The 21,765-nt window shown below is 71.3% G+C and carries 12 protein-coding genes; 9 read left to right on the top strand and 3 right to left on the bottom strand.

Translation table 11 applies throughout. From position 1 onward, the window contains the following. The coding region (locus D7W79_RS18145; protein WP_147441959.1) for a hypothetical protein at positions 1-291 on the top strand (291 nt) is incomplete at its 5' end. Between the two features lie 11 nt (positions 292-302). Continuing rightward, positions 303-578, top strand: a complete 276-nt coding sequence (locus D7W79_RS18150; protein WP_120526642.1) for a hypothetical protein — start codon at positions 303-305, stop codon at positions 576-578. 9 nt (positions 579-587) lie between these two features. On the opposite strand, the gene D7W79_RS18155 is transcribed toward D7W79_RS18150, so the two are convergent. Genes D7W79_RS18155 through D7W79_RS18165 form a run of 3 tightly spaced genes read right to left on the bottom strand, consistent with a single transcriptional unit; the run spans position 588 to position 15,426 of the window. Beyond that, a complete protein-coding gene (locus D7W79_RS18155) occupies positions 588-13,427 on the bottom strand; it encodes a non-ribosomal peptide synthase/polyketide synthase (RefSeq protein ID WP_120526643.1) in 12,840 nt (4,279 codons plus the stop codon). A 51-nt stretch (positions 13,428-13,478) separates the two neighbouring features. Next, positions 13,479-13,739: a phosphopantetheine-binding protein gene (locus D7W79_RS18160; protein WP_120526644.1), complete on the bottom strand. Its 261-nt coding sequence runs from the start codon at positions 13,737-13,739 to the stop codon at positions 13,479-13,481. A gap of 19 nt (positions 13,740-13,758) precedes the next feature. Next, entirely contained in the window at positions 13,759-15,426 is a 1,668-nt protein-coding gene (locus tag D7W79_RS18165; RefSeq protein ID WP_120526645.1) for an AMP-binding protein, read from the bottom strand. Positions 15,427-15,625: 199 nt separating this feature from the next. Between D7W79_RS18165 and D7W79_RS18170 the strand changes: the two genes are divergently transcribed. Genes D7W79_RS18170 through D7W79_RS18200 form a run of 7 tightly spaced genes read left to right on the top strand, consistent with a single transcriptional unit; the run spans position 15,626 to position 21,604 of the window. Then, a complete protein-coding gene (locus D7W79_RS18170) occupies positions 15,626-16,573 on the top strand; it encodes a thiamine pyrophosphate-binding protein (RefSeq protein ID WP_120526646.1) in 948 nt (315 codons plus the stop codon). Further along, a complete protein-coding gene (locus D7W79_RS18175) occupies positions 16,570-17,607 on the top strand; it encodes a transketolase family protein (protein ID WP_158616991.1) in 1,038 nt (345 codons plus the stop codon). Before D7W79_RS18170 ends, D7W79_RS18175 begins: the two co-directional genes overlap by 4 nt. 1 nt (position 17,608) lies before the next feature. Next, positions 17,609-17,806: a lysine biosynthesis protein LysW gene (gene lysW / locus D7W79_RS18180; RefSeq protein WP_120526648.1), complete on the top strand. Its 198-nt coding sequence runs from the start codon at positions 17,609-17,611 to the stop codon at positions 17,804-17,806. A 9-nt stretch (positions 17,807-17,815) separates the two neighbouring features. Next, positions 17,816-18,667, top strand: a complete 852-nt coding sequence (locus tag D7W79_RS18185) for a RimK family alpha-L-glutamate ligase (RefSeq protein WP_120526649.1) — start codon at positions 17,816-17,818, stop codon at positions 18,665-18,667. Next, the gene (argC, locus tag D7W79_RS18190; protein ID WP_120526650.1) at positions 18,664-19,707 is read left to right on the top strand and encodes an N-acetyl-gamma-glutamyl-phosphate reductase; all 1,044 of its coding nucleotides are present in this window, start codon (positions 18,664-18,666) and stop codon (positions 19,705-19,707) included. Before D7W79_RS18185 ends, argC begins: the two co-directional genes overlap by 4 nt. 29 nt (positions 19,708-19,736) lie before the next feature. Next, positions 19,737-20,609 (top strand): family 3 encapsulin nanocompartment shell protein, encoded by an 873-nt coding sequence (locus D7W79_RS18195; RefSeq protein WP_120526651.1) that lies wholly within the window; start codon positions 19,737-19,739, stop codon positions 20,607-20,609. Then, positions 20,609-21,604: a sulfotransferase gene (locus D7W79_RS18200; protein ID WP_120526652.1), complete on the top strand. Its 996-nt coding sequence runs from the start codon at positions 20,609-20,611 to the stop codon at positions 21,602-21,604. The genes D7W79_RS18195 and D7W79_RS18200 overlap by 1 nt, the downstream gene beginning before the upstream one ends. The last annotated feature ends 161 nt before the right edge of the window (positions 21,605-21,765 follow it).

Raw genomic sequence — 21,765 nt, forward strand, 5'->3', positions numbered from 1 at the left:
GTGCAGGGGCCCGCCTTCACGGATCCAGAGGAGCAGCGGCGGTACGTGCGCGTCTGGGAGGCGAACATGAACGCCCTGCGCGACTACCCCATGCCCCGCTTCGAGGGCGGCACCCTCCAGTTCTTCCGCGCGTCGACCGTCATCGAGCACATGCCGAAGCATGTCGAACTCGAATGGCTGGATTCGGGCGCGGTGCTCCGCGTGGAGTCCGTCCCCGGTGACCACCAGTCCATGCTCACGGGGGAGAACGCCGAAGGCCTGGGCGCGAAGCTCGCGGCCTTCCTTCCCTGAAGGAGCCCCGCATGGCGCCGCTGCTCCATCGCTACTGGATCCACTTCCCCGACGACGCCTTCGTGCGTTCCAGGGGACTGAACCACGGCTGCGGCGTGACGGCGTACAGCCTGGAGGATGCCCGGGGGCTGCTCCAGGAGCAGCTCTTCCGGGACACTCCGCTGCCGCCCTTCACGCGCGTCATCGAGGACGTGGACGTGACCACGCTCGAAGCCAATCACATCCGTCCCAACATCGGTGTCGTCACCTGGCGGGGGATTTGGTTCCCCTTCCTCCAGCTGTCCTGAGAGACCGGATCAGCTGGAGCCAGGGCGGCCCCGCCGCTGGGCCATGCGCCGCAGGTTGTCCCTTCGCTGCGTGCCCAGGTCCTGTGCCGACGCGGGAGCGGCCACTGGCGGCGCGTCCTTCGGTGGCGACAGGTGCCCGGCGAGCGCGCGCACCGTGGGGTACTGGAAGAGCGTCACCAGCGGGACCTTGCGGCCCACCAGCGCCTCCAGCTTCGCGTGCACGGACTGGAGCAGCAGCGAGTTGCCTCCCAGGTCGAAGAAGTTGTCGCTCGCGCCCACGCGCTCCACCCCCAGGACTCCGGCCCAGAGCGTGGCCAGCGTCTGCTCCAGCCCGACCTCGGGGACGCGGTAGTCCTCGCTCAGTTCGGGCCGGTTCACGTCCGGCGCGGGCAGGGCCTTGCGGTCCAGCTTGCCATTGGCGGTGAGGGGCAGCCGCTCCAGGACCACGAACGCCGACGGCACCGCGTGCTCCGCGAGCGACCGGCGCAGCGAGGCCCGCATCGCGTCCACGGTGAACGAGGCCCCTTCACGAAGCACCAGGTACGCGACCAGCCGCCGCTGGCCCGGCACGTCCTCGCGCACCAGCGCCACCGCTTCCTTCACCTGGGATTGCGCGAGCAGCGCGGCCTCCACCTCGCCCAGTTCGATGCGGAAGCCCCGCACCTTCACCTGCGAATCCGCGCGGCCCCGGAACTCCAGCGTGCCGTCCGCCAGCCACCGCACCACGTCCCCCGTGCGGTACAGGCGCGCGCCGGGCTCGCGGGAGAACGGATCCGGTCCGAAGCGCTCGGCCGTGAGCGCGGGCTGGCCCAGGTAGCCGCGAGCCACCTGCTCGCCTCCCAGGAACAGCTCGCCCCACAGCCCCACCGGCACGGGCTGTCGCGTGTCATCCAGCACGTACACGCGCACGTTGGCCTCCGGGCTTCCAATGGGCGGCAGCAGGCCCTCGGGGGCTTCGCGCTTCACGACGCCGGAGGTCGCGATGACGGTGTTCTCCGTGGGGCCGTAGCAGTTGAGCCACTGTCCCGGGACGGAGGGGCCCGGGCGGCGGTGCAGCACGTCTCCGGCCACGTGCACCCGTCGCAGCGGCATGCCGGCGGGCCAGGGCTGCTCCAGCGCCGCCTCCGCCATGGGCGTGGGCAGGGTGGTGAGCGTGATGCCCTCCGCCGCGAGCCACCGCACCAGCCGCGCGGGCTCCGCACGCACCTCATCCTCGGGCAGGTGGAGGCTGGCGCCATGTGAGAGCGACGGCCAGGTCTCGAAGACGGTCGCGTCGAACGCGAGCCCCGTCAGCATCGTGGCCCGGTCTCCCGGAGCAATCCTCGCCGCCGTGCCGAGCCCCACGACGAGGTTCGCCAGCGTGCCATGCGACACCCCGACGCCCTTGGGCTTGCCGGTACTGCCCGACGTGTAGATGACGTAGGCCAGCGCCTCCTCGTGCAGCGTGACGCCGGGGGCGGTGGCGGGCTGCGCCTCCAGCGCGGGCTCCGCGTCCAGGCAGAGCACGCGCACGCCGCATCCCTCGAAGCGGGAGGCGAAGGACTGTCGCGTGACGACGATGCGCGCGCCGCTGTCCGCGAGCACGTGCCGCCACCAGGTCTCCGGCCACGTCAGGTCCATGGGCAGGTAGGCCCCGCCCGCCTTGAGGATGCCCAGCGCGCCCCACACGTAGCCGGGCGTCCGGTCCATGCAGACGGCGACGACGGTCTCCGGTCCCACGCCTTGCGCGCGCAGCAGGTGCGCAAGCTGGTTCGAACGGGCCTCCAGCTCCCCGAACGTCAGCCGCTGCCCGTCGCCCACCAGCGCCAGCGCCTCTGGTCGCAGCCGTGCCTGCTCCGCGATGCGCGCGGGCACCCGCAGGTCCCGGGGCACGTCGAGCGCGGTGTCGTTCCAGGCGACGAGGAGTTGCTGGCGCTCCGGCTCCGTCAGCAGCGACAGCGACGCGAGCGGACGCTCCGGGCTTCGCGTCACCTGCTCCAGCAGGCGCAGGTAGTGCCCCGCCATGCGCTCCACCGTCGCTTCGTCGAAGAGGGCGGTGTTGTATTCCCAGTGCGTCAGCAACCCGGTGGCGGATTCGCGCATGAAGAGGGTGAGGTCGTGCTTCGCGAGCCCCGGATCGAACGGCACCGGCGCCGTGTCCAGCCCGCGCAGGGGGATGGCGGGGAAGTCCTTGAAGAACGCGAACACGGCCTGGAACACCGGCGTGCGGCTCAGGTCGCGCGGCGTCTGGAGCGCGTCCACCAGTTGCTCGAAGGGCACCTCCTGGTGCGCGTAGGCGCCCAGGCACGTCTCGCGCACGCGGCTCAGGAGGGCCTGGAAGGACTCGGCGCCGGAGACCTTCACGCGCAGGGGCAGGGCGTTGACGAAGAAGCCGATGAGCCCCTCCACCTCGCGCCGGTTGCGGCCGGAGATGGGCGAGCCGACCACCACGTCCTCCTGGCCGCTGTAGCGCGACATCAGGGCCTGGAAGCCCGCGAGCAGCGCCATGAAGGACGTGACGCCCTGCTGGTGACACAGCTCGCGCACGGCGGCGTCCACCGCGGCGGGGACTCGCACGACGACGGCCTTGCCCTCCTGGGCCTGTACGGGCGGACGCGGCCGGTCCGTGGGCAGCTCCAGCGCGCGGGGCGCACCGTCCAGGTGCCGCTTCCACCAGGCGAGCTGCGCCTGGAGCGCTTCGCCCTGCAACGTCGCGCGCTGCCAGCGGGCGTAGTCCGTGTAACGGATGGGCAGGGCCGGCAGGTGGGGTGGCTGGTCCCGGGTGAAGGCGTCGTAGAGGAGGCCCAGCTCGCGCCCCAGCACGTCCGTGGACCAGCCGTCCGTGATGATGTGGTGCATGAGCAGGAAGAGCGCGTGGTCCTCCGCGTCCAGCCGCAGCAGGTTCGCCGTGAAGAGCGGGCCCGAGCGCAGGTCGAAGACGTGGCGCATCCGCTCCTCGGCCCGCTGGCGCAGGACGGTGTCGCGCTCCTGGGGCGGTACGTCCTCCAGCCGCTCGAAGGCGAGGGCGAAGGGGACCGAGGGCAGGACGCGCTGCACGGGCTGGCCGTTCGCTTCCGCGAACACCGTGCGCAGGGCTTCGTGTCGCTCGATGAGCGCCGCGAGGGAGCGCTCCAGCGCGGCCACGTCGAGCGGCCCCTTGCACCGGATGAACACGGGGACGTTGAAGGCGAACCCGCCCGGCGTGAGCGCGTCGATGAACCACAGCCGCTGCTGGGGGAAGGACTGCGGCGCGAAGTCTCCGGCCTCCAGGCGCACCAGGGGCGGTGCCTGGAGCGGACGGGCCTCCTGGCGCAGGGCTTCGATGCGCGCGGCCAGCTCCCCGAGCGTCGGGGCCTCGAAGAGCACGCGCACCGGCAGCTCCATCTGGAGGGACTCGCGCAGCCGCGAGGCCACCTGGGTCGCGAGCAGCGAGTGTCCGCCCAGCTCGAAGAAGTGGTCATGCGTGCCCACGCGCGGCACCCCCAGCAGCGGTGCCCAGATGTCCGCGATGAGCTTCTCCACCGCGGAGACCGGGGCCACGTAGGCCGTGCCGGGGATGGCCTCTTCCGTCGGGACGGGCAGGCCGTTGCGGTTCACCTTGCCGCTGGGGCTCAGCGGCAGCGCGTCCATGCGCACCAGGGCCGACGGCACCATGTACTCCGGCAGCCGTCGCGCCAGTGCCTGCCTCAGCGCTTCGGGTGAGAACGTGGCTTCGGGTTGCGCCACCACGTAGGCCACCAGCCGTTTGAAGCCGGGCGTGTCCTCGCGGACCATGGCGACCACGTCCCGCACTTCCGGCAGGGCGCGCAGGGCGGACTCCACTTCGCCCAGTTCGACGCGGAACCCGCGCAGCTTCACCTGGCCGTCCAGGCGGCCCAGGAACTCCAGCTGGCCGTCCGCGAGCCAGCGGGCCTTGTCTCCCGTGCGGTAGAGGCGTGCGCCGGGTGTCGCGCTGAAGGGGGAGGGCACGAAGCGCTCCGCGGTGAGGTCCGCCCGGTCGTAGTAGCCGTGCGCCAGCCCGTCCCCTCCGACGAACACCTCTCCCGGGACGCCGATGGGGCACGGGTTCCCGCGTGCATCCAGGACGTAGGCCTGGACGTTGGTCAGGGGTGTTCCCACGGGAGGCAGCGCGGGCCAGGTGCTCGGAGGCCCCGACGCGCGCCAGGCGCTGACTGCGTGCGTCTCCGAAGGGCCGTACTGGTTTTCGAGGACGCAGCCGGGCAGCCGCTCGAAGAGGGCGACGAGCGCGGGCGTCACCTGGAGTTGTTCGCCCGCGGTGATGACCTCGTTGAGCGGAGGCAGCTCTGTCGCGGTGCGCGCCGCGTCGCTGAGCGATTGGAGTGCGACAAAGGGGAGGAAGATGCGCTCCACCCGGTGCTGTGTGAGGTAGCGCAGCAGTGCTTGCGGATCACGTCGCAGCTCCGCGGAGCTGAGCAGCAGCCGCCCGCCAAGGCACCACGTCCCGAAGATCTCCTGGAACGAGACGTCGAAGTTGAGCGATGCGAACTGGAGGGTCGTGGCTTCCGCCCGCACGGCGCGCTTGAGCTGCCACGCGAGCATGTTGCCGATGCCCCGGTGGGACATCGCGATGCCCTTGGGCCGGCCGGTGCTGCCGGAGGTGAAGACGACGTAGCAGACCGCCTCGGGCGACAGCTTCACGTCCGGAGACGACGTGGGACGCGAGGCCACCGAAGCGGCTTCCGTCTCCATCGTCACGATGCGCGCGGAGGTGTCCGGCGGCAGGGCCCGTACGAAGCCCTCATGCGCGAGCACCACCGGCGCGCGGGTGTCCTCCACCATCAAGGCCAGGCGTTCCACCGGGTAGTTCGGATCCAGCGGGACGTAGGCGGCGCCCGCCTTGAGGGTAGCGAGGACGGCGACAGGCATGTCCAGGCTGGAGCGCTCCAGGCACAGCCCCACGGAGCTTCCCGGCGTGACGCCCTGGGCGATGAGGTGGTGCGCGAGCTGATTCGCACGCGCATCCAGCCGGGCGTAGGTCAGCGACTCCGTCCCATTCGTGACCGCGACCGCCTCCGGTGTGCGCGCGACCTGCGCTTCCACCCAGCGGTGCATGAGCCCGGGCTCGAAGGAACGGTCCTTCGCGGCGTTCCACGTCACGACGACCTGCCGCTGTTCGTCCTCGGAGAGGAGCGGCAGGGCCGCCAGGGGCTGCTCGGGGTGGCGGACCGCGCCCTGGAGCAGCCGCAGGTAGTGCCCGGCCATCCGGACGAGGGTCGCCTCCTCGAAGAGGGCGGTGTTGTACTCCCAGAACGCCGTCAGGCCCTGCTCCGACTCGCGCACGAAGAGCATGAGGTCGAAGCGCGACACGCCCGTCTGGAACGGAACGTCCTCCGCGTGCAGCCCGGGCAACGACAGGGGGACGGCCGCTTGTTGTAGGACGAAGAGGGACTGGACCAGCGGCGCACGGCTCAGGTCGCGCGGCGGCTTGAGCGCGTCCACGAGCTGTTCGAACGGGAGGTCCTGGTGGGCGAAGGCGCCCAGGCAGCCCTCGCGCACGCTGCGCAGAAGGTGACGGAACGAGCGCGAACCGGTGACGTCCGCGCGCAGGGCGAGCGTGTTGACGAAGAAGCCGATGAGCCCCTCCACCTCGCGCCGGTTGCGGCCGGAGATGGGCGAGCCGACGACGATGTCGTCCTGGCCGCTGTAGCGCGCGAGCAGGGCGTGGAAGCCCGCCAGCAGCGTCATGAACAGCGTGGTGCCTTCACGCTGGCCCATGGCGATGAGGGCGCTGGACAGCGCGGGCGGCAGCGGGACCTCGATGTAGGCGCCCTGGAAGGTCTGCACGGGCGGACGCGGCTTGTCGGTGGGCAGGTCCAGCACGGGCGGTGCCCCCGCGAGCTGCTCGCGCCACCACGCCACCTGTTCCTCCAGCACGTCGCCCTGCAACCAGGCGCGCTGCCACAGCGCATGGTCCGCGTACTGGATGGACATGGGCGGGAGCGCGGCCTCGGTGCCCTGGAGCCGGGCGACGTAGAGCGCATCCAGCTCCCGCTGGAGCACGGCGATGGACCACCCGTCGAAGACGCTGTGATGGAAGTTGAGGACGAGGACCTGCTCCTCCTCCGCCAGCCGGAGCAGCGTGGCCCGGAACAGGGGGCCGCGCCGCAGGTCGAACGGCACGTGCGCTTCGGCCTCCACCTGCCGCTGGAGTGGAACGGATGGATCCACGTCCGCCTGCTTCAGCGTGAGCGTCCAGGCAGGGCCAATGCGTTGCACCGGCTGGCCGTCCACTTCGTCGAACGTGGTGCGCAGGACCTCGTGACGCCGGATGAGGGCGTTGAGCGCGTCTTCCAGTGCGCGCGTGTCCAGCCGTCCCCGGAGCCGGGTGACCAGGGGCAGGTTGTAGGCGTGCGCGCTGGTGTCGAGCTGCGAGACGAACCACAGCCGCTGCTGGGAGAACGACTGGGGCACGAGCTCGCCGTGAAGCTGGGGCACCAGTGGCGGGACGGGCCGCCGGTTCGCGCCGTGCAGCTGTTCCTCCAACCGCGCGGCGAGCTGCGCGACGGTGGGCGCCTCGAAGACGACGCGCAGGGACAGGTCCACCTGGAAGGCCTCCCGCAGCCGGGAGACCACCTGCGTGGCGAGCAACGAGTGCCCACCCAGCTCGAAGAAGTGGTCCTGCAACCCCACGCGCGGCACCACGAGCAGGGACGCCCAGATGTCGGCGATCACCTTCTCCACCGCGGACATGGGGGCCTGGAACCCGCCTTCGGAGGCGGCCTCTTCCGTGGGAACGGGCAGACCGTTGCGGTTCACCTTGCCGCTGGGGCTCAGCGGCAGCGCATCCATGCGCACCAGGGCCGACGGCACCATGTACTCCGGCAGCCGTCGCGCCAGGGCCTGTCTCAGGGCCTCCGGTGAGAAGGTCGCTTCCGGCTGCACCACGTAGGCCACCAGCCGCTTGAAGCCCGGTGTGTCCTCGCGCACCACGGCGACCACGTCCCGCACGTCGGGCAGGGCGCGCAGGGCGGACTCCACTTCGCCCAGCTCGATGCGGAAGCCGCGCAGCTTCACCTGTCCGTCCAGGCGGCCCAGGAACTCCAGCTGGCCGTCCGCGAGCCAGCGGGCCTTGTCGCCCGTGCGGTAGAGGCGCGCGCCCGGGGTGGCGCTGAAGGGGGAGGGCACGAAGCGCTCCGCGGTGAGCTCTGGCCGGCCGTGGTAGCCGTGCGCGAGCCCTTCACCGCCCACGTACACCTCTCCCGGGACGCCGACAGGGCAGGGCTCGCGGCGCGGATCCAGCACATAGGCCTGGACCGCGGGCAGCGGCGTTCCCACCGGAGGCAGGGCGGGCCAGGTGCTCGGAGGCCCCGACGCGCGCCAGGCGGAGACCGCATGGGTTTCGGAGGGGCCGTACTGGTTTTCGAGGATGCAGTCCGGCAGCCGCTTGAAGAAGGAGACGAGGGCGGGGGGCACCTGGAGTTGCTCGCCCGCGGTGATGACCTCGTTGAGCGGGGGCAGCTCCGTCGCGGTGCGCGCTGCTTCGCTCAGCGACTGGAGCGCGACGAAGGGGAGGAAGAGGCGCTCCACGCGGTGCTGCGTGAGGTAGCGCAGCAGCGCTTGCGGATCACGTCGCAGGTCCGCGGAGCTGAGCAGCAGCCGCCCGCCAAGGCACCACGTCCCGAAGATCTCCTGGAAGGAGACGTCGAAGTTGAGTGACGCGAACTGGAGTGTCGTCGCTTCGGCGCGGACCGCGCGCCGGGTCTGCCACGCGAGCATGTTGCCGATGCCCCGGTGGGACATGGCGATGCCCTTGGGCCGGCCGGTGCTGCCGGAGGTGAAGATGACGTAGCAGACCGCTTCGGGTGACAGCTTCACGCCGGGAGACGACGTGGGGCGCGAGGCCACCGAAGCGGCTTCCGTCTCCATCGTCACGATGCGCGCGGAGGTGTCCGACGGCAGGGCCCGCACGAAGCCCTCATGCGCGAGGACGACCGGAGCGCGGGTGTCCTCCACCATCAGGGCCAGGCGCTCCGCCGGATAGTGCGGATCCAGCGGGACATAGGCCGCGCCCGCCTTGAGGGTGGCGAGGACGGCGACGGGCATGTCCAGGCTGGAGCGCTCCAGGCATAGCCCCACGGAGCTTCCTGGCGTGACGCCCTGGGCGATGAGGTGGTGCGCGAGCTGATTCGCACGCGCATCCAGCTGGGCGTACGTCAGGGACTCCGTCCCATTCGTGACCGCGACCGCCTCCGGTGTCCGCGCGACCTGTGCCTCCACCCAGACGTGGATCAACCCGGGTGCGGGGAGCCGTTCCTCCCGGCTGTTCCATGCGACCAGGACCTGCTCACGTTCCTCCCGCGACAGCAGGGGCAGGTCCGCCAGCGGTTGCTCGGGGTTCGAGGTGACGCCTTCGAGCAAGCGCACGTAGTGCCCGGCCATCCGGGCGAGGGTCGCCTCCTCGAAGAGGGCGGTGTTGTACTCCCAGTAGGCGACGAGCCCGTGCGGCGTCTGCCGCATGAACAGCATGAGGTCGAAGCGGGAGACGCCCGACTGGAACGGGAGGTCCTCCACCGCCAGGCCCGGTAGGGACAGCGGCGTCGCCGCCCGCTGGAGGACGAACATCGTCTGCACCAGCGGCGTCCGGCTCAGGTCTCGCGGCGGCTTGAGCGCGTCCACGAGCTGTTCGAACGGGAGGTCCTGATGGGCGAAAGCGCCCAGGCAGCGCTCACGCACGCTGCGCAGCAGCTGACGGAAGGAGCGCGAACCGGTGACGTCCGCGCGCAGGGCGAGCGTGTTGACGAAGAAGCCGATGAGCCCCTCCACCTCGCGCCGGTTGCGGCCGGAGATGGGCGAGCCGACGACGACGTCATCCTGGCCGCTGTAGCGCGCGAGCAGGGCCTGGAAGCCCGCCAGCAGCGTCATGAACAGCGTGGCGCCCTCGCGCTGTCCCAGGAACTGGAGCGCGCCGTGGAGGGATTGGGGCAGCAGTACCTCGAAGTTCGCGCCCTGGAAGGTCTGCACGGGCGGACGCGGCTTGTCGGTGGGCAGGTCCAGCACGGGCGGGGCTCCGGCCAGTTCCTGACGCCACCAGGTGAGCTGATCCTCCAGCTCGTCTGCCTGGAACGACTCGCGCTGCCACCGTGCGTAGTCCACGTACTGGAGGGGCAGGGGCGGCAGCGTGTCCTGTCCGCGCGCGGGGTAGAGCGCGTTCAGTTCGCGCTGGAGCACGTCGATGGACCACCCGTCGAAGGCGATGTGGTGGATGACGAGCATCAACACGTGGTCGTCGTCCGCGACGCGCAGGAGCAGCCCCCGCATCAGCGGGCCGCGCCGCAGGTCGAACGGGCGTCGTGCTTCCGCCGTCAGCCGCTCCGGGAGCTTCGCGGCCTCCACGTCCGTCCTCGCCAGCGCGAAGTCCCACACCGGCCCGATGCGCTGCACCGGCTGTCCGTCCACCTCGTCGAACGTGGTGCGCAGCACGTCGTGACGCCGGAGGACCTGCGCGAGGCTCCGCTCCAGCGCGTCCGCGTCTAGCGCGCCCCGCAGCCGGGTGACCATGGGCACGTTGTAGGAGAAGCCCAGCGTGTCGAGCTGCGAGATGAACCACAGCCGCTGCTGCGCGAACGACTGCGGCAGCCATCCCTCCCGGGGGCCGGGAACCAGCGGAAGGGATTGGATCCGGCTGCTCCCCAGCCGCAGCGCATCGATGCGCGCGGCGAGGCTGGTGACGGTGGGCGCCTCGAACAGGACCCGCACCGACAGGTCCACCTGGAACGTCTCGCGCAGCCGGGAGACCACCTGCGTGGCGAGCAGCGAGTGCCCACCCAGCTCGAAGAAGGAGTCCTGCGTGCCCACGCGCGTGCGGCCCAGGAGCGCGGCCCAGACCTCCGCCACCGCCGTCTCCGTCGCGGTGACCGGCGCCACGTAGGCGTCCTCCGCGAGCGTGTCACCCACGGGCGTGATGAGCGCCTTGCGGTCCACCTTGCCCACGGGCGTCAGCGGCAGCCGGTCCAGTGGCACGAAGGCGGCCGGAACCAGCGGCGCCGGTAGCCGGGCGGACAGTCGCGGACGCAGCGCGCTCACGTCCACGTTCGTGCCGGCCACCCAGGCCACCAGCCGCTTGTCGCCGGGGGCGTACTCCCGCACCTCCGCCACGGCGTCCTCCACGCCGGGCAGGTGGCGCAGGGCGGTTTCAATCTCCCCCAGCTCGATGCGGAAGCCGCGCAGCTTCACCTGCGTGTCCGCGCGTCCCATGAACGCCAGCTCGCCGGAGGGCAGCCACCGCGCGCGGTCTCCCGTGCGGTAGAGCCGGGTGCCGGGGACTTCGCTGAAGGGGTGGGGCACGAAGCGGTCCGCGGTGAGGTCCGGCCGGTCCAGGTAGCCCCACGCGAGGCCGTCGCCTCCCACGTACAGGTCGCCCACCACGCCGGGCGGCACGGGCTCCAGGCGCGCGTCCAGCACCAGTGCCTGCGAGTTCTCCAGGGCTCGGCCAATGGGCACGGGCATCCGCGCGTCCAGGTCCCGCTTCACCTGATACGTGGCGGAGAAGGTGGTGTTCTCCGTGGGGCCGTAGCCGTTGACGACCGCGCGGCCCGCGTCCAGCAGCTTGCGCGCGGCAATGGGCGACAGGACGTCGCCGCCGGTGAGGACCTGCTCCACCCGCGCGAGCGCCGCGGGCCGGTTCAGCGCCATCTGCTCGAAGAACGCGGTGGTGAGGAACAGCACGCTGATGCGCTCACGCTCCAGCGTCGCTTCCAGCTCCTCCGTTGATGGAGTCACCGGCGGATGGAGGAACAGCTTCGAGCCGTGGAGCAGTGCCCCCCACAGCTCCAGCGTCGCGGCGTCGAACGACGTGGTGGCCAGCTGGAGGACGACGTCCTCGGCGCTGAACCGGATGAAGGATGTGCCCTTCACCAGCCGCGTCACGGCCCGGTGCGGAATGCCCACGCCCTTGGGCTGCCCGGTGCTCCCGGACGTGTACATGACGTACGCGAGCGCATCGGCGGGGATGCGCACGTCGGGCGCGAGCTCCGGGTGGCCCGCGAAGGTCCGCCACGACGGGTCGAGCACCACGACCCGCGCGGCCAGCCCCTCCAGCGCGGACTCGCGTCCTGGCTCCACCAGGAGCACGGAGATGCGGGCGTCGCGCGCCATGAACTCCAGGCGTTCGGAGGGATAGGCCGGATCCAGCGGGACGTATGCGCCCCCTGCCTTGAGGATGGCGAGCGTCGCCACGACCATCTCCAGCGACCGGCTGGCGCACAGGCCCACCGGCGTCCCCAGGCGCACGCCCTGGCCGCGCAGCGCGTGCGCGAGCTGGTTGGCGCGTGCCTCCACCTCCGCGTACGTGAGCCGCTGACCTCCGGCCTCCAGGGCGACCGCGCCGGGCGTGCGCGCGGCCTGCTCCGCGAAGAGGGTGGGCAGGGACGCATCGCGCGGGTAGGGGACGGCGGCTCCCGTGCCCAGGTCGAGCAGGCGCCGACGCTCCGTCTCGCTGATCAGCGGCAGCGTGGCCACGGGGCGCTCCGGCTCCGCGACCGCGGCCTCCAGCAGGTGCGTGTAGTGCTCCGCGAAGCGCGCCACCGTGGCCGCGTCGAAGAGGTCGGTGCTGTACTCCCAGAGCCCCACGAGCCCTTCCGGCGTCTCGCGCAGGAAGACGGTGAGGTCCATGCGCGACACGCCCGGCTCGAAGTCCAGCTCGGAGGTCTTCAGGCCCTCCAGCTCCAGCGCGGGCACGGCCGAGTGCTGGAGCGTGAAGAACACCTGGAACAGCGGCGGGCGGCTCAGGTCGCGCTCGGGCTGGAGCGCGTCCACCATCTGCTCGAAGGGCACCTCCTGGTGCGCGTACGCATCCAGGCACGTCTTGCGCACGCGACGCAGCAGCTCCCCGAAACCGAGCGAGCCTTCACCCTGCACGCGCAGGGGCAGCGTGTTGATGAAGAAGCCGATGAGGGGCTCCACCTCCTGGCGCGTGCGGCCGGAGATGGGCGACCCGATGACGATGTCGTCCTGGCCGCTGAGTCGCGCGAGCAGCAGGTGCATGCCGCCCAGCAGCGCCATGAACAGCGTCACGCCCTGCTTGCGGCACAGCGCCTCCAGCGCCTTCCCCAGCTCTGGCGGAAGCGCGTGGCGGTGCACCGCGCCCCGCGTGGACTGCGCGGCGGGCCGGGGCCGGTCCGTGGGCAGCTCCAGCGCGGGGGGCGCTCCTGAAAGCTGTCCCCGCCACCACTCCAGTTGCTGCGTCAGGTGCTCGCCCTGGAGCCACTGCCGCTGCCACACCGCGTGGTCGGCGTACTGCACGGGCAGCGCGGGCAGCGTGGGCGTCGTGCCGGCGCGGAAGGCCGCGTAGAGCGCTTGCAGCTCCCGCTCCATCACCGTGAGCGACCAGCCGTCGCAGCTGATGTGGTGCAGCATCAGGAGCAGCACGTGCTCCGCTTCCCCCAGCCGCAGGAGCCGCACGCGCACCAGCGGCCCCGCGCCCAGGTCGAAGGGCACGCGCGCCTCCGCCTCCGCCGCCTGCCGCAGGGCCTGCTCCCGTTCAGCCGCGGGCAGCGCCTCCAGCGACTCCACGTTCAGTGGCAGGGACAGCGACGGCGCGATGCGCTGCACCGGCTGGCCATCCACGACGGCGAAGGTGGTGCGCAGCGCTTCGTGCCGCTCCACCAGCACGGCCAGGGCCCGCTCCAGCGCGGGGACGTCCAGCGCTCCGGTGAGCCGCGCGAAGTACGGGACGTTGTAGGAGATGCCCCCGGGCGTGAGCTGCTCGATGAACCACATTCGCCGCTGCCCGAAGGAGAGCGGCAGCGCCGCGTCGCGGGGGACGGGCACCACGGGGGGCGCGCGCCGACGGGACCTCGCCGGGGACTTCGGCGCGGGGGCGGAAGGGGAGCCGGGGTGCTCGGTCGTCATGTCGCGCTCGAAGGAAAGAGGAAGGGGGCCGCCCTCGAGGGGCGGCGCGGCTCAAGCGGTCTGCTCCTGGCGCAGCTCGTCGCACAGCGTGGCCACGGCCCGGAGCGTGTTGAACAGCTCCACCATGGACACCTCCACGCCCAGCTCGCTCTCGATGCGATTGGACAGGACCGTGGCCATCAGGGAGTTGCCGCCAATCTCCAGGAAGTGGTCCTCCGGGCGCACGACCTCCACGCCCAGCAGTTCCTTCCACCACGCCGCGAGCTTCGCTTCCGTGTCGGAGGTGGAGCCTTCTTCGGGGCTCTGACTCAAGGCCGTTCCTTCCGTCCGCTCACGCGGGCTTCATCCGCTCGCGCAGCAGGTACTTGCGCACCTTGCCGGTGGCCGTCTTGGGCATCTCGTCGATGAGGTCCAGGCGGTCCGGCCAGTACTGGTTGGACATGCCCTGCTGCTTGAGGTGGTCGCGCAGCTCGTTGAGCGTCGGCGGGGCTTCTCCCTCGCGCACGACGACGACGGCGCACACCCGCTCGCCGCCAATCTTGTCGTCCGAGTGCGCGACGACGGCGACCTCCTTCACCTTCGGGTGCGAGTACAGCGCGGACTCCACCTCCACCACGGGGATCTTGTACCCGTACCGGAAGATGACGTCCTTCAGCCGGCCCACGATGCGGATGCCGCCGCGCCCGTCGTCGCGCGCCAGGTCGCCCGTGTCGAACCAGCCCTCCGCGTCCACCGCCGCCGAGTACACGTCGTCGCGCTTGAAGTAGGTGAGGCACTGGCTGGCGCCCCGCACCAGGAGCCGCCCCGTCCCGTCCGGATACGGCGTGCCGTCCTCCGCGAGCGCGGGGACAATCCTGGTCTCCATCCACGCCACCGCCCGCCCGTCGCTCTGGCTGGGCCAGTCCGGCGGGTCTTCATGGCGCGTGATGGTGACCGCGCCGTTCTCCGTCATGCCCCACAGCGTGTGCAGCCGCACGCCGAACACCTCGCGCACCGCCGCGATGAGGTGCGGCGGCACCGGGATGGAGCCCGTGGCCAGCTGCCGGAGCGAGGACGTGTTGCGCTGGCGCTTCTTCTGCAACGCGATGAGGTTCATCAGGTACGTGGGGATGCCGTACGTGAACGTGACGCCGTGCTCCTCGAAGAGCTTGAGCGTCAGCTCCGGATCTCCCACGTCCATGTAGATGGCCGTGGCGCCCAGCAGCATGGGCATGAGGTACGAGTACGTGAACCCCGTGGACGCCGTCAGCAGCGACGGCAGCGCCACCACGTCCGTGCCGTCGATGCCCAGCGTGTCGCAGAGCGCGCGCGTGATGCCGTAGTTCGTGTTGTGTGAATGCACCACGCCCTTCGGTTCACCCGTGGTGCCGGACGTGTAGAGGATGTTGCAGACGTCGTCCGCGGCCGCCGGGGCCACGTCCGCAAGCGACGCCTCCTTCTCCCACTCACGCTCGATGAAGTGGCGCTCGAAGTCCCGCTCGCCTGCCTGGAGGTCGGCGTTGCTGCCGAGCAACACCCGGTGGCGCAGCGACGGCAGCACCGCCGCGATGTCGCGCGCCATGTCCCGGTGGGAGTGCCCCGTCCACGACGTGGGCCCCACGTACACGGACGCCTCCGTGCGCCCCAGGATGAACTCCACCTCGCGCCGCCGGTAGTCCGGCGGAATGGGCGCGATGACCGCCCCCAGCCGCGCGCACGCCAGCGCCAGCGCCGTGAAGTGCCACCCGTTGGGCAGCTGCACCGCGACGATGTCCTCGCGCCCCACGCCCAGCTCGCGCAGGCCCAGCGCGAACCGATCCATGTATCGCGCCAGCTCCGCGTACGTCAGGCGCGTGATGTCCTTGGAAAAATACCGTGCGGCAATGATCGCGGTCTTGTCCGGATGCGCCTGGACGCAGCGACGCAGATCGTCAACCACCGTGGTGTCACGCCACCAACCCTTCCGGCGGTACTCCGCACCCTTCTCCAATGCCGCTGCGTTATGGAAACGCTGCCCCATCTGAAGGTCTCCTCCAAGTGACGCGAGGCCAGGGAATGCCGGGCGTACCGCGCGTGTAACACCGCGAGATTACCGGGCAAGACGGTTTTTTCTCGTGCGTCTATATCTTAAGAAAATCCGCGTTGACGGCGCATGATGCGATTTCCTAGGGTGTCTCACAACAGCCGGATTCCGGGGCTGTAACAGCGACGCTACGGGCATGACTTTCTCGGCGAATCCAACGACCCCCGGGCTGTCGCGCGACGCGCGGACGCCAGATGAACCCACGGCCTCCAGCGGCCCGGTGACGCCTGCCCGCACCAGTGACGGGCCCTCGGGCGCCGCGTCGGATGCGGGGCTGGCGCTCTTGCCCCGGCGGGCGAAGCGCATCCGTCAGACCATCGTGCGGCTGGCGGCGACGCCGTCGGGCTGTCACCTGGGCGGCTCGCTGTCGATGGTGGAGATACTGGTAGCGCTGCTGGGCCGGGTGATGCGCGTGGATCCGCGCGCGCCGAAGGCACCGGAGCGCGACCACCTCATCCTGTCCAAGGGGCACGCGGCGGCGGGGCTCTACGCGGCGCTGGCGGAGTTCGGCTTCGTGGACGTGGAGACGCTGGTGCGCGAGTACAACGCGGACGGCAGCATCTTCACCGGACACGTGAACGCGGCGGTGCCGGGCGTGGAGTTCGCCACTGGCAGCCTGGGCCACGGACTGGGCCTGGGCGTGGGGCTGACGCTGGGCCACGCGCTGCGCGGGGAGCCCAACCGCACCTTCGTCGTCTGCGGCGACGGGGAGATGGGCGAGGGCTCCAACTGGGAAGCGCTCCAGGTGGCGTCGCACCGCAAGCTCACGGGCCTGACGCTGATCATCGACCGCAACGGCGGGCAGAACGACGGGCCCACCGAGTCCATCCTGTCTCAGGAGGCGCTGGTTCAGCGGCTGGATGCGTTCGGCTTCCAGTCGCTGGAGGTGGACGGGCACGACCTGCCCGCCCTGTGCGCCGCGCTGGAGGCGCCCGTCGTGGGCGGCCGTCCGCGCGCCATCGTCGCGCGGACGCAGAAGGGCGCCGGCGTGCCGATGCTCAAGGGCAAGGGGCCGCACTACGCGGTGTTCTCCCCGGACCACCTGCGCCGGGCGCTCGCGTCGATGGGGGAGGACGGGCAGTGAGCGCGTCGCTTGCTCCGACGGTGGACCTGGCCCAGGCGCCGGAGGCGTGGCTCTCCGCGCACCCGGAGCTGTCTTCGCGATTGGTGTTCCGGCACGCGGCGGCGCGCTTCGCGGAGGAGGACGCGCGCGTCGTCTTCCTGGAGGCGGACCTGGGCGGCGGAGGGGATCCGTTCGAGAAGCGCCACCCCCAGCGCTACTTCAACCTGGGCATCTGCGAGGCCACCATGCTGGACATGGCGTGTGGCCTGGCGCACGGCGGGCACACCGTCATCGCGCACAGCTTCGCGGCGTTCGGCGTGATGCGCGCGTGCGAGCAGGTGCGGCTGAACCTGGCCTACGCGCGCGCCAACGTGAAGCTGGTGTGCGACTACGGCGGCGTGGCGGGCGCCTTCTTCGGCCCCACGCACCACGCGATTGAAGACCTGGCCGTGCTGCGCGCGATGCCCAACCTCACGGTGGTGTCGCCCGCGGACGGCCTGGAGACGGTGCAGGCCACGCGCGCGATGCTCGCGCACGAGGGGCCGGTGTACCTGCGGCTGGGCCGCAACCGCGTCACCCGCCTGGACCTCCAGCGCCCGCCGTTCGAGCTGGGCCGGGCCGCGCTGCTGCGCGAGGGCGACGACGTGGGGCTGCTGGCGCACGGCGAGGTGGGCGTGTCCGTGGCGCTGGACGCCGCGAAGCTGCTGGAGGCGCAGGGCGTCTCCGCGCGCGTGCTCAACGTGCACACGCTCAAGCCGCTGGATGAAGAAGCGGTGCGCGAGACGGCGTCGCGCACGCGGCTGCTCGTGACCGTGGAGGAGCACAACGTGCTCGGCGGTCTGGGCAGCGCGGTGTGCGAGACGGTGTGCTCGCTGGACCTGGGGCGGCGTGTGCTGCGCGTGGGCATCCAGGACCGGTACGACTCGCGCGCCGGTTCGCACGAGGCCTTGCTCAAGGGCCATGGGTTGGAGGGCGGGCAGGTGGCCGAGCGCATCCTGGGAGTGCTCCCAAGAACCCCGGTGTTTGCCGTGGGATTCGAACCGAGGAGGGACTGACATGCAGGTCCAGAATCCGATGACGGAGTCCGTGACGCCGAACCAGTGCCCTCTGTGCGCGCAGCCGGTGCCCGGTGGCAACCGGCTGGTGGGCGAGGTGCTCTCCTGTGACGGCTGTTCCGCCGAACTGGAGGTGGTGGGCGTGAACCCCCTTCGGCTCGAGGAAGCACCCGAGGTCGAGGAAGACTGGGGGGAGTAGCCCCGCGCCATGCGCAAGGTCGACCTCGTCTATACGCGCGTGCGCACCGAGGAGAAGCTCCTCCTCGAGGCCCTGCGCAGGCGCGACTGCGCCGTCAACCTGGTGCAGGACTCCGGGATGGTGCTGTCGATGGACCGACAGCGCGTCACCGAGGCCGACACCGTGCTGATGCGCAGCATGTCCTTCACGCGTGCGCGCTACCTGGCCACGTTCCTGGAGATGAAGGGGCTGCGCGTGCTCAACAGCGCGCGGACCATCTCCCTGTGCGGGGACAAGGCGCTCACCAGCGCGGCCCTGGCCGCGAAGGGCGTGCCCATGCCGTGGGCGTTCGTGGCCTTCGACGAGGACGCGTGCCTGGATGCGATTGATGCGAAGGGCTACCCGGTGGTGACCAAGCCCGTGCTGGGAAGCTGGGGCCGGATGGTGGCCCGGCTGGACTCGCGCACCGCGGCCGAGGGCGTGCTGTCCACGCGCTTCGGCACCGGCGGCGCGCAGGACCACGTGGCGCTGGTGCAGGAGTACGTGGACAAGCCGGGCTACGACCTGCGCGTCTACGTCATCGGTCGCGCGGTGGGCGGCCTCAGGCGGCGCTCCGAGCACTGGATCACCAACACCGCGCGCGGCGCCGTGCCGGAGCGCTACGAGGTGCCGGTCGTGCACGCGAGGCTGGCGGAGGCCGCGGCGGAGGCGGTGGGCGGGGACATGGTGGCGGTGGACCTGCTGGAGACGCGCGGCGGGGACATCTACGTCAACGAAATCAACCACTGCGTGGAGTTCGCGCGCAGCATCGACGAGACGGGCGTCCCCTTGCCGGACCTCATCGCGGAGTACGTCGCCTCCGGAGCCGGAGCCCGGCGATGAGCGTTCGCGTGGCGGTGCTGGGAGCCGCGGGCTACACCGGCGGAGAGGTGCTGCGCCTGCTGCTCGCGCACCCGGCCGTGGAGGTGGTGCAGGCCACCTCCGGCCAGTTCGCCGGCAAGCGCCTGGACTTTCCGCACCCGCACCTGCGCGGGGTGGGGACGCTGCGCTACACGCCGCATGACGCGCTGGAGTCCTGCGACGTGCTGGTGAGCTGCCTGCCGCAGGGAGAATTGCTCCAGCGCTGGCAGAAGGTGAGCCGGCTGGCGGAGCGGGTGGTGGACCTGAGCGCGGACTTCCGCCTGGACGCCGCGGGGCACGCGCGCTGGTACGGCAAGCACCCGCGCCCGGACGACGTGCCCGCGTTCGTCTACGGCCTGCCGGAGTGGATGGGCGAGGCGCTGACGAACGCGCGCCACGTCGCCATCCCCGGCTGCATGGCGCACGCGGGGCTGCTGGCGCTGCTGCCACTCCTGCACTCGGGGCTCGCGCGCCCGGACGTGCTGGTGGTGGACGCGAAGACGGGGTCGTCCGGAGGGGGCTCGACGCCGGACCGCTCCTCGCACCACCCGGAGCGCGCGAACGCGCTGCGCTGCTACAAGCCGGTGGGCCACCGGCACACGGGAGAGCTGGAGGGCGTGGCGGAACACGTCACCGGCCAGAAGCCCACCATCCACTTCAGCGCCACGGCGGTGCCGGGCGTGCGCGGCATCCTGGCGACGGTGCACGCCTTCGCGGCGCGGCCGGTGGAGGAGGCGGAAGTGGTGCGCGCCATCGCCACGCGCTACCGCGAGAAGCCCTTCGTGCGGCTGTTGCGCCCCAGCGCGTCCCTGTCGCCGTTCCCGGAGCCGGGGCCGCTGCTGGGCACGAACCACTGCGACCTGGCGGTGGACGTGGACGCGGAGCGGGGCCGCATCGTGGTGAACGCCGCCATCGACAACCTGGTGAAGGGCGCCGCCGGCACGGCGGTGCATGCGCTGAACCTGATGCTGGGCCGTCCGGAGACCGAAGGCCTGGGCTTCCGGGGCCTGCATCCGCTCTAGACAGCATTGACTCCAAGGAGCCTCACCCCATGAGCATCCTGAGCACGAAGTCATCGAAGGCGGACGCGTCGCTGTCCCCCGGCGCGGCGTTCGCGGCCGCGGTCCAGAAGCACGGCACGCAGGCGCACGTGGACTACGACACGTCCATCGTGGACGCGTTCCCCGGCTTCAAGCGCCGCCCGCGCATCGCGGTGCGCGGCATGTTCAAGACGGCCAAGGCGGAGCGCGACCCGGTGCCGTTCTGGTACGAAACGCATCCGCAGGCGAAGCCCACCGGGCCGGTGCAGGACCTGGAACTGCGGCCGGAAGCCGGCTTCGAGTTCCACCAGGACACGCAGGCGCTCAAGCCCACGCGCGCGTGGATCCAGGTGCCGCGCAACCTGCTGGAGGATTCGCAATCGCTGGCGCAGTTCATCGACTTCCGCCTGCTGGTGCGGCTGAACACGGCGGAGAACCAGGCGCTGTGCATCGGCAAGGGCGGGGACGGCGTGCGGGGCCTCTTGCACACGCCGGGCATCGTGCGGCTGCCGGCGAAGAAGAACGCGGTGGCCTCGCTGCTCAACGCCTGCGCGCAGGTGGAGCAGATGGGCGGGTCCGCGGACGGCATCGTCATCAACTCGTTGGACTTCTACGAGCACCTGGTGGGCCAGCAGTCGCTCCTGTCGGACCTGGCGGCCATGGGCATCCGCCTGTGCCGCACGCGCATGGTGAACCCGGGCACCATCATCGTGGGGGACTTCACCGCCGCGGCGACGCTGTATGACAGCCAGCGTTCGGTCATCCGGTTCGCGGAGCCGCCGCCGGGCATCTTCCCGCGCGAGGGGCTGGCGGCCTACGGCGAGGTCTACACGACGCTCGCGGTGCACCTGCCCACCCACTTCTTCGTGGCGTCGCTGACCTGATGGCCCCCGCGAGCGCGAAGGGCGAGGGCGCGCAGCTCACGGTCCTCTACATCACCGGCTGGTGCCGCAGCGGCAGCACCATCCTGGGCAACGTGCTCAACGAGGTGCCGGGGTTCTTCCACGTGGGGGAGCTGAGCTTCCTGTGGAAGAACGCGTACGGGAACGGCTCCAACACGCTGTGCGGCTGCGGCCAGCAGCTGCTGGAGTGCGGCATCTGGAACACGGTGCTGACCTCGGACGTGCCGGCGGGCCTCACGCCCCGAGCGCACGCCGAAGCGGTGGTGAAGCGGCAGCAGGCCGCCGTGCGCACGCGGCACACGCTGCGCGTGCTGGACGAGGCGGGGGATTCGCAGGCGCTCCAGGCGCACGCGGACTTCCTCGCGCGCACGTACCGCACCATCGCGCGTGCCACGGGGAGCACGGTGCTGGTGGACAGCGGGAAGTTCCCCTCCGAGGCGGCGCTGCTGCCGCGCGTGGAGGGCATCCGGCCGCTGTACCTGCACCTGGTGCGCGACCCTCGCGCGGTGACGCACTCGTGGACGAAGACGAAGCAGTACGTCGTCCCCATGTCCGCCGCGCGCAGCACGGCGTACTGGTTGGGCTTCAACGCCGCGTCGGAGGAGGTGACGCGCAGGTTCCCCGGCCAGTCACTCTTCCTGCGCTACGAGGACTTCATCGCCGCGCCGGAGCGCGCCGTGGATACGGTGCTGGACCTGGTGGGCGTGCCGCGCGCGCAGAACCCGGTGAAGGGCCGCACGGTGGTGCTGGGCAAGAACCACACCGTCACCGGCAACCCGGACCGCTTCCGCAGCGGCCCCACGCTCCTGCGCGGCGAGGACGACGCGTGGAAGGGGGAACTGGCCTCCGGAGCGAAGGCGCTCACCGTGGCGCTCGCGTGGCCGCTGATGGCGAAGTACGGGTACTTCAGCGGCGCACGGCGCGCGCCTGTCGGAGGGACCGCCCCAGACGCGGCGGGCGTGGAGACCCGCCCCTGAGCCCTCGGGCCTGAACCCCGTCCCCGGGATTGAGAAGGTGAGAACCCACAGGGGCCTCCCCGGCGGCGGCGAACCGCACGAACTGGTCCGACAGTCGGACCAGTTGGGAAGCGGCGGCGGGAGAGGGGGGCTCCACCTGGGCCTGTCTCTCATACACATCT

This window comes from Corallococcus exercitus (assembly GCF_003611585.1).
In the GTDB taxonomy this organism is placed as follows: Bacteria; Myxococcota; Myxococcia; order Myxococcales; family Myxococcaceae; genus Corallococcus; species Corallococcus exercitus.